This window comes from Bacillus sp. BHET2, from assembly GCF_005938125.1.
In the GTDB taxonomy this organism is placed as follows: domain Bacteria; phylum Bacillota; class Bacilli; order Bacillales; family Bacillaceae_B; genus Rossellomorea.
The window spans coordinates 1-14,230 of the sequence record NZ_VCQN01000004.1; the positions used below are offsets into that span (position 1 = coordinate 1).

Below are 14,230 nucleotides of genomic sequence, written 5' to 3' on the forward strand. Positions count from 1 at the left end.
CTGGTGATTATGGCGAAGAGGTCACACCCGTTCCCATGCCGAACACGGAAGTTAAGCTCTTCAGCGCCAATGGTAGTTGGGGGATCTCCCCCTGTGAGAGTAGGACGTCGCCAGGCAATATGTGAAAAGAGTAGCCCGCTTGGGTTACTCTTTTTTTTATTTTGTATATTGGATTTTTCGGATCGGTGCTGGGGAAAAAGGCGTGGTGCGGACTGGTTGGGGAATGACGCATAAAATGAAAAAATGACGCATAAACGGTTAAAAGTGACGCAATAAATCGTAAAATGACGCAAAAATGTTAAAAGTGACGCAAATAAGTCCCAAAACGACGCAATAATTTAAGATGGCCCGTTTTATTCTATGAATACAGCGAACCGTTCTATGAATCATTCCTTTCCCATACACATTTCCAATGAAAATCGCCTCTGAAAGCTCAATCTAAAGAAAAAAACAACGTATTCCATCGAAACACGAATAGGAATCAATCTAACAATTAGTAGAGTTACATAAACCAGAAGTATGTTCACTATTTCACAATTGAAAGGCAACCATTTCAAACACCTACCGCATATCATTCCAACTCCAAACCATCCTCCCACCCTTTACTTAGTTTTAAAGAAAAAGTCTCAATTAATTAATTAATTGTCTCCTACAAATTACAAAAGATCACACATAACAGGTTGCACTTTTCATCTCGATCGGTGCTTCCCGCCAATCAATAAGAAAAGACCAGTCCACTAAAACTACTCTTATCGTAAGATTATTATCTTCTCCATGAATAACCAAACCCTCGCAACAATCATAAGTCCTACAATAAATACATAAAAACCATATTACATATTCGGAGAAGTTGACTTCTTCATCTATAAGTTCTACGATATTACTAAATAGAGGTTTGATTCGAAAGGGTGGTACTCTTGCAAGGTTCTTCTAGTACTACGATTGATCAGTTTTTAACATGGCTTGAACATGAAGGAAAATCATCAAATACCATCTCGACATACCATCAAGAGCTAAACAAATTCGAGAAATGGCTACAGGATCATCATCATGAACTAGTAGACATTACTCAGAAGGATGTTCAGGACTATATAGAATTTTTAGAGGGAAATGGTAAGAGTCCTACTACGACGGACAAAGTTCTGGGAGTGATTCGAACATTTGCTAAATATTTAAAGAAACCTGATATTACATTTGATATAAAAATCATACATGGAAACAAAAAGGATGAAATTGAAACACTTTCTAAACAGGAGTGTGAAATCGTTTTATCGGAAGTGAGAGAAAGTGAAAATGAAAGAAACATAGCGATTGTATATATGCTGCTTCACACGGGAATTCGGGTATCAGAACTTTGTGCCCTGAATGTATCTGATATAGATTTTCAAACGAAACAGGTAAGCATTTTGGATACTCAAGGAGATAGACGGTTAATCCCTTTATCAGAGGAACTAAACGTTTATCTTTCTGACTATATGGAAGGCATTCAACCAAAAGAAGCTGTGTTCGTTTCAAAAACAAATGAACGTTTAACCGAGCGATCGGTGCAATATATGCTTAAGAAGTTTCAAATTAGTGCTCAAAAGCTGCGTCATACATTTTGTCAACATCTTATCGATCAGGGTGCCGGCATTGAAATCGTATCTAAGTTGGCAGGACATAGGGATATCAATGTAACAAAAAGGTATGCGAAGTCACGAGTACCAAAAACGGAATTTGAGAATGCGATTCGAAGAACTTTTTCTTAAAGTTCAAAGGAATATGTAATTAGAAGAGGTGCGAATGATGAATAAAGATGAAATAGCCTATAGAAGATGGATGGCCATACCTGTTCACACTCGGAAGAAACTAGAGGGAAACGTCTTTTGTCGAAACTGTGGTGTCACAACAATCGTTGATTATATTGTGGATTCTGAAAATCATAAAATCGTTTTGGTAGGCAAATGTGAAAAGTGTGGAGGAAGAGTGGCTAGGTTAATTGATTGATGAATGAATGGTAGAACCCCTTTATCTGATAAGAGATAAAGGGGTTTTTTGAAAAACTAAAAGAATAAATTTGAATCATGATCAGTTAGCATCCCTACTCTTTATAGGCAGTTCCTTACTTATTTTGTCGGAACTTTTGGGACAGTCATCTACATATTTATACAAAATATATAAGCCTGCTTCTGTATCATAGAGTTACTAAATGATAGGTTATGGGGGAGTCCAGGTGAAAAAGTTTCTGTTAATCGTTCTAGCCGTTATGACCATTTCTACCGTAATAGGAGGAAAATACCACTGGAATCAAAAGGTTAGTGCTGTTCAAACGAAGGTAAATGTAACGGAAGAAAAGAGTGATGAAGGTATAGTAGAAGAATCGAAATCTATAGAAAGTCAGAAGGTGGAAGCAGAGCCGGACAAAGATAGATTGGTAAAGCTTGATAAGGTGAATTTTTTACCAAAGGAACTGCAGCCTATCTTTCAAAAGGCAATAGAAGAACAGCGGCCTGTAAATCTTATGATCACCGGTTCTTCCTCCACTTCACACAAGGACGGAGCATGGCCTCAACTACTGGAAAGTAAATTACTCGATACATATGGGGATTCATTAATCCATGTAACGATTAAGGAAATCGGCGGCAAAACATCGCAACAAGTGGTGAAGGAGAGTATATATAAAAAAATGGTGAATATGAAACCTGACATTCTTTTGCTGGAACCTTTTTTACTCTATGACAATGGAGAAATCAGAATGTCTGAGAGACTTAAAAACATTTCAAAGATTATCAAGTCTTTCAAAAAAGCGAATCCGGACATGACGATCTTGATTCAGCCAGCGAATCCCATTTATGGAGCCTATTACTATACAGATGAAGAGAATGATTTAGAACGATATGCTAAACAAAATAACTATACTTATTTGGATCATTGGAAAGCATGGCCAGATTATAATAAGAGCGAGATTGAAGATTATCTTACTGAAGGAAATGTACCAAATGATAAAGGGAATGAGACTTGGGCTAAGTACTTGAAGGAGTATTTTGTAAGGGATGACGAAAAAGAGTAGTAACATAAATCTATAAATTTGTTAAGTCCTCATAGAATTGAGGGCTTTTTTAAAAATGCACCTTTTTAGGCTGTAAATTTAGATTCATGAAATTTTAGTTTCTTTTTTAATTGTTCCTTCATTTTTTCATCCAGACAACTTTGAATAAGGGTGAAGTAATAAGTAGCAAGAAGCTTATGAACCATTTTCATGACGTACCTCCATTCTTTATGATTATCATTCAAAGGGCAACGTTTGTTGGATGATTGTACTGGGAGTTACCCCCTATTCTCTCCTATATACTCTTCAAATTATATAGGGAATCGTATGTATCTTTCTTACAAAATTCGCCCGCTTTTTCTTTGCAATGATTCGGTTAAGAAGACTAACCATTTCTAATGGATTATTCGTTGGTTGTCATTTAAGAATAGAATGGGAGAATGGTAATGACACAGGGGGTAACGGTTGTCACAAAATGTCGAGGGATAATTAAGTTGAAAAGATGAGGTAGATGCCATTTTTTTTAATCAAACGTTTGTTTAAAGGAAAAATAATTACTAATAAACGATTGCATCTGGTTAAACGAATGTTTAATGCGTATAAAATTCCTACAAAAAGAACTTATTTCATCATTTTATTGTTAATCTTGAGGTATATATTCACATAATGTGCAAGGAGGGACATTTTGAGAAAGAAACATAAGAAGCTCTTAGTCATTACCAATAGACAGAATACAGTAAATTCTTGAACAGTATGAACAAGAATGGATTATGAGCGAGAAAACGATGAAAGTGAGTCAGGATTCTTTAGACTCTATCACATTTGAACTGAAGAAAGAGAGGAAGCTGATCATTGAGTTGACTTATGAGGAAACGTATAGGCAAAACGCAAAGGATTTCTTAAGAATGATGCTTGAGAATAATATAGAGTTAGAAGAGGAAGTTCATGCACTAAGGGCCTCTCCTTTTCATTCCTACAGGACACTTAACAGACAAATGGGAAATATTCATATGGGATTTATTCAAAGCTTTGGATTCCTCATTTCTTTTTATGAAGAATATTTAAAAGTGATGTGATTAATGTTTGTAATCAAAGATTTACAAAACCCTAATCTCCCTGAATTTATCAATTAATATCCCTCTAGTAAACTACGGAAAAGAATCCAGTTCAGGGGGAGAATTATGTTTACATTAATTAAGTCTGATTACAAAGCATATGGGTTATCATTTAAAGGATTAATCATGAGTATCTTTAATTTTTCTACATTTTGGCTGGTAGTTCTTTATCGAGTCTCGCATTACCTTCATAAAAAAAAGGTTCCCATTTTGCCTCGCGTATTCAGGTCGATTGGTGTTATTTTCTACGGTGCAGAGATTTCTCAAGGAGCCGAGATTGGTCCAGGTTTCAGGATTGCGCATTCCGTTGGAGTGGTGATTGGGACCCATGTGAAGGCGGGTGCACATTTAGAAGTGTTTCAAAATGTGACGATAGGTGGAAGGGATCAAGAACGTAATGGTCAGATCAAACCGATTATTGGAGATAATGTTACGATTTTTACCGGCGCAGTGGTTGCCGGTCCAGTTACCATTTGCGATAATGTGTCGGTGGGAGCGAATGCCGTTGTAACCGAGGACATTGCTTCCAACCTGGTGGTAGCAGGAGTTCCGGCAAAGGTTGTTGGTGAGGTACGCACTCCACATTCGCTGCGAAGTATGAATCGAGTTATTTAATCTGTTCTATTTAAGGAATAGACGGGGGCATAACTAAATCACTCCCTTCTTAAGGCGAACAATATTTGGATAAATAATCGTATTGAAATCTGTTAGTACACCATTGTTGATTTCCGTGCAATACTCCGCTTTCCTCGGGCGCCCGTGAGCCTCATCGTCACTGGCGCTCCTGCTTAGGTCTCACCTATACCGCTTTTCCCGCAGGAGTCTTCGTCTTACACTCCAATCAACAGCTAGAACAAGCTAAAAACAAATTAAAAATCCGAACGAATTCTAATGAAAGAATTCGTTCGGATTTTTCTTCGACTAAAATTCTTTTGTACCAGCCTCTATTTTTACACGTTTTTCTTTTCGATACAATGATTCACGACAGCAGGTCTTCCAATTGAGTAATAGTTCACTGTTGTCTTATTCGCTTCATCAAGAGAGAAACAATTACGTCCATCGAACACATTCGGTGTTTTCATCAGTTTGGCAATGGTAGAAAGTCTTAGGACTTTAAATTCTTCCCATTCGGTTGCGATGAAGAGCATTTCTTGATCTTCAATCGCTGCAAAGCAATCTTCAGAGTAGGTCACGGTATTGCCTAATATATGTTTTACTTTATCTTGAGCTACTGGGTCATATACTGTGACTTGAACTCCAATTTTCAGCAGGGCATGTATGATTTCTATGGAGGCGGCTTCACGAATATCATCTGTATTCGGTTTGAAGGAAAGCCCGAGTATTCCGGCTTTTTTTCCTTTCATCTCTTTTATATGCTCTTTGGCGAATTCAACAAGTTTCACCTGTTGCCTTGCATTGACGTGAATGACCGATTCAAGTAAGTCGAATTGGTGGTGGAGATTGCCCGCCATTTGAACAAGGGCATTGGTGTCTTTCGGAAAGCACGATCCACCATAACCAATCCCGGCATTGAGAAATTGGTGACCGATCCGTTTATCCATGCCCATCCCTTTCGCTACATCTTCCACATTTGCGCCAAGTTTCTCACAGAGATTCGCTATTTCATTAATAAAACTTATTTTAGTGGCTAAGAAAGCATTGGAGGAGTATTTGATCATTTCTGCACTTTCGATAGACGTCTGGAGAAATGGAACCCCGAATGGTGTAAGCATTTCTTGCAGTTTTAATGCGGCCTTATTATCCTCGGTTCCAAGAACGATTCGATCCCCATTGAACGTATCGTGTATAGCTGAACCTTCCCTGAGAAATTCAGGATTGGAAGCAATCATGAAGGGCACATTTTGTTTCAAATGGCTTGATATCCATACCTTAATCTTCTTATTTGTCCCAACAGGAATCGTGCTTTTAGTAACAATGATCGTATCCTCGTTCTGGATGAATGAACCTATTTTTTCGGAGGACTCTTGAATTGCAGAAAGATTGGCAGATCCGTCAGCACTGGGTGGAGTTCCTACAGCGATGATGATCACTTCAGCTTCTTTACAGGCAGTTTCGTAACATGTTGTAAAGGAAATGGCTTGATTTGCAAGATTGTGTTGCAGCATGTTTTTCAACCCAGGTTCATAGATTGGAGAAATTCCTTGTTTCAACTGATCTATTTTTTTATGATCGATATCCAGGCACATCACGTGGTGCCCAATTTCTGCAAGACATACACCTGTCACGAGTCCTACATATCCAACACCGATTACGGAAATCTTCATTGTTTCACTCCTTATTCAGTAGATGATTAAGATAATGAGTTACGTCCTGTTGAAGTTCAGGTCTTTTCATGGCAAATTCAATGGTGGCTTTAATAAATCCGAGTTTATCTCCTATATCATATCGAAGTCCATCAAAAACTTGTGCATAAACGGGGAATTCCTGACTGTACTGGTTGAGCGCATCTGTCAGTTGGTATTCTCCGCCTGCACCGACTTTTAACTGTTCTAAATGTGAAAAAATATCAGGAGTCAGGATATATCTTCCCATGATCGCTAAACGGGAGGGAGCTTCATCTTGATGCGGTTTTTCAACAAGTCCTGCAATAGGTGATGTGGGCTGATCTGCTTCTTCGTTTAGACCTGGACTTACAATTCCATACTTTGATACGTCTTCTGGATTTACTTCTTGTACACCAATAATCGGTGCTTTATAATAGTCAAATGCTTGAATCAATTGCTTCAAGCAAGGTACATCCGAATCGATGACATCGTCCCCCAACATAACAGCGAAGGGATCCTCCCCTATAAAGGCACGTGCACATAGTATGGCATGCCCTAATCCAAGAGGTTCCTTCTGTCTGATATAATGAATATTTGCGAGATTGGCAATCGATTGAACCTCTTCTAATGCCGTCCATTTTTGTTTTTTCTCCAATGTGGCTTCTAATTCGTAGGATTTATCAAAATGATCTTCAATACTTCGCTTTCCCCGTCCTGTAATAATGATAATATCCGTAATCCCGGATTGAACAGCCTCTTCAATAATATATTGGATGGTAGGTTTATCGACAATGGGAAGCATTTCCTTCGGTTGAGCTTTCGTTGCCGGAAGGAATCGTGTTCCTAGTCCTGCTGCTGGAATGATGGCTTTTTTCACCTGTTTCTGATTGTTTGAAAATACAAAATTCGTCATTCTATCAGCCTCCAAAATGTACATAGATTTATTTTATCAGAATACATCGTCAGATATTATGATGGATGTAGGAATTTACGCAGATTTAACATTGAGAAAGCACATGAATGAACGTTCTTAATAAAGATATTGTTCTCCTTGATAAAAAACAAAAGAATAAGAAATAGGAAGATAATTCGAGATAAAGAACAATAAATGTTCTTTTTAATGTAAAAACGACCATTTTTAACCATTTCCAAGCTGGGTATTCTATCATATACTTCGAATGTAGAGTTCGTTAAAAAGAACAAATGCTTTGATGCGAACTACATAGTTGAAAACGAGGAGGAATTTTTGGATGGGTATTAAACAAAAATTAGGTTTAGGTGTAGCTTCAGCGGTTTTAGGTGTATCACTAATTGGTGGAGGTACATATGCGTACTTTAGTGACACAGCCGTTCAAACGAATACTTTTGCGTCAGGGACGTTGGATTTAAGTGTTGATCCGACAGTGAATGTTCAGGTTGCAAACTTAAAACCAGGAGATTGGACAAATAAGACGTTTGATTTGAAAAATGATGGGACCCTAGATATTAAAAAAGTCCTTCTTCATACAGCGTATACGGTAACTAAAAATGATAATTCTTCAGTCACAAATGCATTAGCCAATCAATATGCAGATGCATTGGAAGTTGAATTTTTAGTTAACACTGGAGAATCCGGAATCCCTAATAACGTGGTTGTCTATAAAAAGTCATTATTAGAATTAAGAAATATGACTCCGGACGATCTTGCAAAGGAACTTGAGTTGGTAAAGGTAAGACATAGCTGGAAGTTAGCTTTAGTAGATGGTATTGAAGCGGGTGAAGGTCAAAATGCTACAGATGAATTTAAAGTGAAATTCAAATTCAAAGATTCCGGAGAGGCTCAAAACGAACTTCAAGATTTAAAATTAAATCTTCAATGGACATTTGAAGGTATTCAAGAGGATGGCGAAGAACGCTAAATGTTTTATGGGAGGGTGGAGAGTATTATGCCACCCTTTCTTTTAAATAAAACTAGATACATAGATTAATACATTGTTAATTGCAATGAAAAAAAGGATGTGATTCCCATTCGATTTAAGAGGCAGAGAAAGTTTAGGAACAACAAGAATATTAAGCTAGTGTTGGAACTCGTAGGTATCATATATCTATCGTTATTTACATTATCTTATTTGACCTCTCAAACGGGTGCATACTTTAATGATCAAGAACAATCAACTATTTTCATCAGCAGTGGGAAGTGGTTAGAGGAGTGGGATAAAAGTTCTCTTACTTTTACAAATAAACAATCTACACAAAAGGTAAGTGGATGTGGAAAAATAGAAATTTCAACAATAATAAAAAACGGTTCAAAAAACGATATGAAAGGTACTTCTGAATATGAAGTTTACTTCAGTCAAACAGGTAATCCTAAGGATGGAAAAAAAGTAGCTGAAGGGATGGTAGAATCACTTCAATCCAACCAATCAACTACATTGACATATAAAACAGATGTTACAGGGAATTATAAATTCAGGGCTTTTCAGCGTCCTGGCCATGGAAATAAGTATGATGAGCGCCACGATTTATGGAGTGAAACAATCACAGTTACATGCAAAGAGACAATACCAGACAAAAAAGAACAAGAGAAATCGATTGAACAACCTATAACGACTCCTGAGCCTACAATAAAGAAAGAAGAACGAAAGGCACCCGTCAAAGAACAAAGAACAGAACCTGAAAATCCGCCTGGTGAAAGTGAAAAACCAATCGAAACGAAAAAAGAAGAAAGCGATACTAAGGGAGAAGTAGTGACCAAAGAAAATAGTACACCGAAAACTGAAAATGTAGAAAAAAAAGAAACCCCTGTCAATGAGAAAAGTCAGGATGAGTCTGAAAAAACAGAGTCAGATGAAGGGCAGGTAAATGAAAATGAAAATTGACTTCAAAAAGTTTAAAAAATGGGTAAGTTTGAGTGTGACTGTCACTTTATATGCCGTTTTAATCATATTGGTATTTGTAGTTGTTTCCTCTAAAGCCTCTGGTGGAGAACCTCAAATATTCGGTCATGAAATAAAAGCAGTTCTTTCCGGATCCATGGAGCCTGGAATTAAAACCGGATCCATTATAGCTGTCAAACCTGGTGGGGATCTGACACGTTTTACTGAAGGAGATGTCATTACTTTTAAGAAAGAGGAAGGAGTATTGGTCACACATAGAATTGTTGATGTGGTAAAGACAAACGGTGGAGTCATGTATAAAACCAAAGGGGACAATAACGATGCAGCAGATATGGAACCTGTCTTATCTGAAAATGTTGTGGCGGAGTACACAGGAACCACGATCCCTTATATTGGTTACTTAATGAATTTTGCTAATTCCAAAAACGGTGCCTTCCTCTTCATCATCCCAGGCCTTTTACTCCTTTGTTATTCAGGTTTTGTCATCGGTAAAGCCCTATCACAGGTTGAAATAAAGAAAACATCAGATCCTATTGATAAAAATGTATCGTAAAGAATGTCTAGAAGGAAGTGGAGTCTATGGGTAATAAGCGATTCACCTTGTTAACAATAAGTGTGGTATTCCTGCTTGGATTCTTTGTTTTTTCAATGGAGAGGGTGCAAGCGGATCAAGAGGATGCCACGAATGAAGTGGATATTGCAACCTCACCAACTGGAGTATTTTTTCAAGTGGATAATATGAAACCAGGTGATTGGACAACAAAAACCATCAAGGTAAAGAATGAGGGATTGAAGGATTTTCAGTATACGATGTCATCGGAACTGAAATCCGGATCGGATCAATTATATAACGCGCTAATGATGACGGTGTCCGATACTAAAGGGGTCCTCTATGAGGGAAAGGTTTCTGGGTTCAAAGGGTTTGATGCCCGTAAACTAGCTAGTTCAGGGGAAGAAAATATGACCTTTAAGATCGATTTTCCTGAACATCTGGGGAATGAATTTCAAGGACTCATGTCAGAAGTGAAATTCACTTTTCAAGCGGAGGGTGTTATAGGGGAATCTCTTCCGGTAGGTGGAATTACACTTCCGAATACAGGCACAGCCATTTATAAACTATTATTATTAGGTGGATTGTTATTCTTCAGCGGACTTGGGGTTTATGTCTATCAATACCGGAGAAGAATGAATATGGTGAATGGTTAAGCCTTGATAAGGAGTTTATCAAGGCTTTCTTTTTTGGTTTTTTTCTGAGAAGTGGAGAAATCCTACTTATGAAATCTACAAATGGAAAGAGGTGAAAGTATGAAGAATCTATTCCTATGCTTGGCTCTTTTGAACTTGGTGGATGGAATCATATCCTATATCGGTCTTAAAGGTTCGTTTATGGAAGAAGGGAATCCGCTAATGAATGAGGTGTATAGGGTGAGCCCTATTCTATTTTTAGGTATAAAACTGCTATTATCTTTCATCCTGATCCTTGTTGTTGTTTATGATAAGATTCCGCGTCTTAAATGGGTAACGGTACTCACTTATATCATCAGTGTTATCTATTTCATTACTTTTTTCCTGCACGGAGTTTGGATGATCCAATCGATTTTGCAGTAGTATTCTTGACAGAATAGCCTTCAACATTTAATAAACTCTAAAGTGAAAATAAACTTTTCTAGAACCAAGATAGGATTGGAATTAATGAAATATTTTCCCTGGATTTAACCTTCCATGTGGATCTAATAATGATTTAATGGATTTCATCACCTCAACCCCAGGTCCATGTTCCAGTTCTTGATACTTCATCTTACCAAGCCCAACCCCATGCTCTCCAGTACAGGTTCCTCCAACTTCTATCGCTTTTAAAACGAGTTTTTCATTAATAGTATCAGCCTTTTCAACTTCGGTTACATCACTTGGGTCATAGACAATAATCGTATGGAAGTTACCATCTCCCACATGTCCGAAAACTCCTCCCACTAATCCACTTTTCTCTAATTGGTCACGGGCAAACACGACTAAGTCAGCTAGTTTTGAAATTGGCACACAAACGTCTGAGCCTGAAACTGCCGTGCCCTTGATATGTCTAAATGCGTAAGAGAGTTCGTGTCTGGCCCTCCATAACTCTGCCCGTTCTTTTGAGCTGCTGGCACGGGCCCAGTTCTCACATCCCATATCTTCCATGATTTCTTGAACAACAGTAGCTTCTTCCTCTGCCGAATTTCTTGTACCGGCAAATTCGAGGAATAAGGAATGCTGTTCAGGGAATTGGTACTCCCCATATGCATTCACTTGTTGAATGCTATTTGCATCGACCATTTCCATTCTCAAAACGGGAATACCGCTCATTAAGACAGCATGTGAAGCTTCAGCGCATGCTTTAGGGGAATCAAACGTACAGCGGGCTGCTATGATGTGTTCAGGAATTCCGTGTAACTTTAATGTGATTTCAGATATGATCCCTAAAGTCCCTTCTGAACCTACAAAAAGACTATTTAGGTGGTATCCACTTGATGATTTTTTTGCATTGCTTCCGGTTTTAATGATCTTTCCATCTGCTAACACCACTTCTAAGTTTAGAACCTGATCCTTCATCGACCCATATCGAACAGCTGTCGTGCCGCTTGCATTCGTAGCGGTCATCCCACCGACACTCGCATCAGCACCAGGGTCAATAGGAAAATAGAGTCCGTGTCGATTAATTTCTCTATTAAGTTCCAATCGAGTCATTCCAGGCTGAACGGTAACTGTTAGATCTTCCTGTTGTAAGGAGATTATCCGTTTCATTCGTTCAAAGTTCATGGAAATGCCCTTGCGGACGGGAATCGCTTGTCCATCTAAACCTGATCCAGTCCCAAATGGAGTAATCGGGATATCAAACCTGTTAGCTACCGTCAGTATATTCACAATATCTTGTTTACTTTCAGGAAAAACCACTATATCAGGTTCAATAGGAGAATGAAATGATTCATCTTTGCTGTGACGGAACCGATTCCCTTCACTAATACTGAGTTTTTCTTTACCAATACACGCTTGCAGTTCAATCATCCATGTTTCTCTCAATTACGTTCACATCCCAATAGTTAAAATATTCTAAATTTTGTATTTACAATTAGCCTAGCATAAATTATGATGTATGTATACGGTATACCACCTTCAAAGGTATGAGGTATACCACTATGAACTTTTACATCATGAACAAAAAAATAATGAAACGATAGGAGGGAGTGACTTGCAGAGGATCATCAAGAAAGAGACGTTAGCTGAGCAAGCATTCAATTTAATTAAGAAAGATATTATATCAGGGAAGCTCGCGCCTCATGAAGAACTTCCAGAGAAAAAGCTTGCTGAGGAGTTGGGCATCAGTAGAACACCGATACGAGAGGCTTTAAAGAGACTTACTGCGGAAGGTCTTGTTGTAATCTCCGATGCTAAGATGGCGACTGTTGCTTCGTTTACAGAAGAAGATGCATTGCAATTTCTTGAAATTCGCGAGTTATTGGAAGTGTATAATCTTGAGATTATCGTAGATAGACTTAAAGAAAGATTACTAGGTGAATTAAGAGATAACTTAACAGCTCAATGGGAAGCCATTAAGGAAGATTGCTATGAAGAGTTTATTGAACTTGATCGAGAATTTCATCTTCTATTAGCTAAAGAAAATCCAAATCCAAAGCTAAGAGATATGATACATACTTCAAACACAGGTGTGAATAGAGCCTTTCTGGTTTTATCGAACACTCTTAGGTTAAGCGCCAAAGAAGCATACGAGGAACATAACAGCATATATAAAGCCTTGCAATTAAAGCATGTTGAAACCGCCAAGAAAGAAATGTCTTCTCATATGAAAAATATTGAACGACGAATTCAAGGATATTATCAAGAGGAGGAAACAAATTGAAAAAATTCATTCCATTATTGTTCATCGCGATTCTCATGATTTCTGCATGTGGACGTCCTAGTACTTCATCTAGTGAAGGGGAAGAGGAAACCTACACGATTCGGATCGCTCACTTAGTACCAGAGGAACAATCCTCACATGTTGCAGCGGTCACGTTTAAAGAAAAATTGGAGAAAGAATCAAATGGTCGCATTAAAGTAGAACTTTATCCTAATGGTCAGCTATACGGCTCAGATCGTGAAGCGATTGAAGCCGTTCAATTAGGTAATATTGAAATGACGATTCCTGCCGTTGCCCCCCTTGCCTCATTCAATGAAAAATTCTTAGTATTTGATTTACCTTTCCTCTTCAATAGCAATGAAGCGGCCTATAAAGCACTTGATGGTGAACTAGGTCAGGAGTTGATGGCCGATTTAGAAAAGAATGATCTAAAAGGTTTAGTGTTTGGTGAAAATGGATTCCGCCACATGTCAAATAACGAAGGACCGATAGAGAGTCCTGAAGATGTGAAAGGTCTGAAGTTTAGAACTCTTGAAAATCCCCTTCATACCGACACGTTTAAAGCATTTGGAGCAAACGCATCTCCCTTCGCATTTGGAGAATTGTACACTGCACTACAACAAGGTACATACGATGCCATGGAATGTCCTGTCTCTCTCTATTATACGAACAAATTTTATGAAGTTCAGGACTATCTATCTTTAACAGGACATGTTTATGCAGCTACAGCCCTCATCATGAATAACGATTTCTATAATGAATTACCTGAAGATTTAAAAGAGTTAGTCAATGAAGCTTCGGAAGAATACCGTGACGAACAGCGCGGACTTGCTCAAAAACAAGATGTAGAGTTTTTGAACAAATTAAAAGAGAATGGTATGCAGGTAAATGAATTAACAAAAGAACAAAGAGATACATTCCGTGAAGCGGCTTCATCTGTTTACGATCAATACGTACCGAAAATCGGGGAAGATTTAGTCAACACGGCATTAGAAGCAAATAAATAATGGTGAAAATGGGAATCAGGGCTTACC

The 14,230-nt window shown here is 38.1% G+C and carries 16 protein-coding genes and 1 rRNA gene; 13 read left to right on the forward strand and 4 right to left on the reverse strand.

Annotated features, from left to right (window positions below; all coding sequences use genetic code 11):
* From rrf to FGG79_RS15225, 4 genes are all read left to right on the forward strand, one after another.
* Positions 1-116, forward strand: a 5S ribosomal RNA gene (gene rrf / locus FGG79_RS15210).
* Positions 117-917: 801 nt separating this feature from the next.
* Positions 918-1,748 carry a tyrosine-type recombinase/integrase gene (locus FGG79_RS15215; protein WP_171050966.1) on the forward strand — a complete coding sequence of 277 codons (831 nt, stop codon included), beginning with the start codon at positions 918-920 and terminating at the stop codon, positions 1,746-1,748.
* Positions 1,749-1,785: 37 nt separating this feature from the next.
* Complete coding sequence (locus FGG79_RS15220) at positions 1,786-1,986, forward strand: hypothetical protein (protein WP_138779854.1); 201 nt, start codon at positions 1,786-1,788, stop codon at positions 1,984-1,986.
* A 226-nt stretch (positions 1,987-2,212) separates the two neighbouring features.
* Positions 2,213-3,049, forward strand: a complete 837-nt coding sequence (locus FGG79_RS15225; protein WP_138779856.1) for an SGNH/GDSL hydrolase family protein — start codon at positions 2,213-2,215, stop codon at positions 3,047-3,049.
* Between the two features lie 65 nt (positions 3,050-3,114).
* Here FGG79_RS15225 and FGG79_RS22290 read toward each other — a convergent pair whose 3' ends face one another.
* Entirely contained in the window at positions 3,115-3,240 is a 126-nt protein-coding gene (locus FGG79_RS22290) for a hypothetical protein (protein WP_276607967.1), read from the reverse strand.
* 558 nt (positions 3,241-3,798) lie between these two features.
* Between FGG79_RS22290 and FGG79_RS15230 the strand changes: the two genes are divergently transcribed.
* Together FGG79_RS15230 and FGG79_RS15235 are read left to right on the forward strand one after the other, a co-directional pair.
* On the forward strand, positions 3,799-4,104 hold the full coding sequence (locus FGG79_RS15230) for a hypothetical protein (protein ID WP_138779858.1): 306 nt from the start codon (positions 3,799-3,801) through the stop codon (positions 4,102-4,104).
* 105 nt (positions 4,105-4,209) lie between these two features.
* A complete protein-coding gene (locus FGG79_RS15235) occupies positions 4,210-4,758 on the forward strand; it encodes a serine O-acetyltransferase (protein WP_138779860.1) in 549 nt (182 codons plus the stop codon).
* 335 nt (positions 4,759-5,093) lie between these two features.
* Here the strand turns inward: FGG79_RS15235 and FGG79_RS15240 are convergent, their stop codons facing one another.
* Both FGG79_RS15240 and galU read right to left on the reverse strand, forming a co-directional pair.
* Entirely contained in the window at positions 5,094-6,428 is a 1,335-nt protein-coding gene (locus FGG79_RS15240) for a UDP-glucose dehydrogenase family protein (RefSeq protein ID WP_138779862.1), read from the reverse strand.
* Between the two features lie 4 nt (positions 6,429-6,432).
* Positions 6,433-7,341, reverse strand: coding sequence for a UTP--glucose-1-phosphate uridylyltransferase GalU (galU, locus tag FGG79_RS15245; RefSeq protein WP_138779864.1), 909 nt, complete (start codon positions 7,339-7,341; stop codon positions 6,433-6,435).
* Between the two features lie 337 nt (positions 7,342-7,678).
* Here galU and FGG79_RS15250 point away from each other — a divergent pair, with 337 nt between their 5' ends.
* The 5 genes from FGG79_RS15250 (at position 7,679) to FGG79_RS15270 (ending at position 10,912) form a co-directional block, all read left to right on the forward strand.
* On the forward strand, positions 7,679-8,326 hold the full coding sequence (locus tag FGG79_RS15250; protein ID WP_138779866.1) for a TasA family protein: 648 nt from the start codon (positions 7,679-7,681) through the stop codon (positions 8,324-8,326).
* Between the two features lie 99 nt (positions 8,327-8,425).
* Positions 8,426-9,286 (forward strand): amyloid fiber anchoring/assembly protein TapA, encoded by an 861-nt coding sequence (tapA, locus tag FGG79_RS15255; RefSeq protein WP_171050967.1) that lies wholly within the window; start codon positions 8,426-8,428, stop codon positions 9,284-9,286.
* Positions 9,270-9,857, forward strand: a complete 588-nt coding sequence (gene sipW / locus FGG79_RS15260) for a signal peptidase I SipW (protein WP_138779870.1) — start codon at positions 9,270-9,272, stop codon at positions 9,855-9,857. Before tapA ends, sipW begins: the two co-directional genes overlap by 17 nt.
* 26 nt (positions 9,858-9,883) lie before the next feature.
* Positions 9,884-10,510 (forward strand): TasA family protein, encoded by a 627-nt coding sequence (locus FGG79_RS15265; RefSeq protein WP_138779872.1) that lies wholly within the window; start codon positions 9,884-9,886, stop codon positions 10,508-10,510.
* 99 nt (positions 10,511-10,609) lie between these two features.
* Positions 10,610-10,912, forward strand: a complete 303-nt coding sequence (locus FGG79_RS15270; RefSeq protein ID WP_138779874.1) for a DUF5658 family protein — start codon at positions 10,610-10,612, stop codon at positions 10,910-10,912.
* 81 nt (positions 10,913-10,993) lie between these two features.
* Here FGG79_RS15270 and FGG79_RS15275 read toward each other — a convergent pair whose 3' ends face one another.
* On the reverse strand, positions 10,994-12,358 hold the full coding sequence (locus tag FGG79_RS15275) for an FAD-binding oxidoreductase (RefSeq protein ID WP_346764079.1): 1,365 nt from the start codon (positions 12,356-12,358) through the stop codon (positions 10,994-10,996).
* Positions 12,359-12,527: 169 nt separating this feature from the next.
* On the opposite strand from FGG79_RS15275, the gene FGG79_RS15280 reads away from it, so the two are divergent.
* Complete coding sequence (locus tag FGG79_RS15280; protein ID WP_138779876.1) at positions 12,528-13,196, forward strand: GntR family transcriptional regulator; 669 nt, start codon at positions 12,528-12,530, stop codon at positions 13,194-13,196.
* Positions 13,193-14,203, forward strand: a complete 1,011-nt coding sequence (locus FGG79_RS15285) for a TRAP transporter substrate-binding protein (RefSeq protein ID WP_138779878.1) — start codon at positions 13,193-13,195, stop codon at positions 14,201-14,203. The genes FGG79_RS15280 and FGG79_RS15285 overlap by 4 nt, the downstream gene beginning before the upstream one ends.
* Positions 14,204-14,230 lie beyond the last annotated feature (27 nt).

Excerpts from the sequence above, each read along its gene's own strand:
- FGG79_RS15220 (WP_138779854.1), top strand. The coding sequence starts at position 1,786 with ATGAATAAAGATGAAATAGCCTATAGAAGATGGATGGCCATACCTGTT.
- FGG79_RS22290 (WP_276607967.1), bottom strand. The coding sequence starts at position 3,240 with ATGAAAATGGTTCATAAGCTTCTTGCTACTTATTACTTCACCCTTATT.
- FGG79_RS15230 (WP_138779858.1), top strand. The coding sequence starts at position 3,799 with ATGAGCGAGAAAACGATGAAAGTGAGTCAGGATTCTTTAGACTCTATC.
- FGG79_RS15235 (WP_138779860.1), top strand. The coding sequence starts at position 4,210 with ATGTTTACATTAATTAAGTCTGATTACAAAGCATATGGGTTATCATTT.
- FGG79_RS15240 (WP_138779862.1), bottom strand. The coding sequence starts at position 6,428 with ATGAAGATTTCCGTAATCGGTGTTGGATATGTAGGACTCGTGACAGGT.
- galU (WP_138779864.1), bottom strand. The coding sequence starts at position 7,341 with ATGACGAATTTTGTATTTTCAAACAATCAGAAACAGGTGAAAAAAGCC.
- FGG79_RS15250 (WP_138779866.1), top strand. The coding sequence starts at position 7,679 with ATGGGTATTAAACAAAAATTAGGTTTAGGTGTAGCTTCAGCGGTTTTA.
- sipW (WP_138779870.1), top strand. The coding sequence starts at position 9,270 with ATGAAAATGAAAATTGACTTCAAAAAGTTTAAAAAATGGGTAAGTTTG.
- FGG79_RS15265 (WP_138779872.1), top strand. The coding sequence starts at position 9,884 with ATGGGTAATAAGCGATTCACCTTGTTAACAATAAGTGTGGTATTCCTG.
- FGG79_RS15270 (WP_138779874.1), top strand. The coding sequence starts at position 10,610 with ATGAAGAATCTATTCCTATGCTTGGCTCTTTTGAACTTGGTGGATGGA.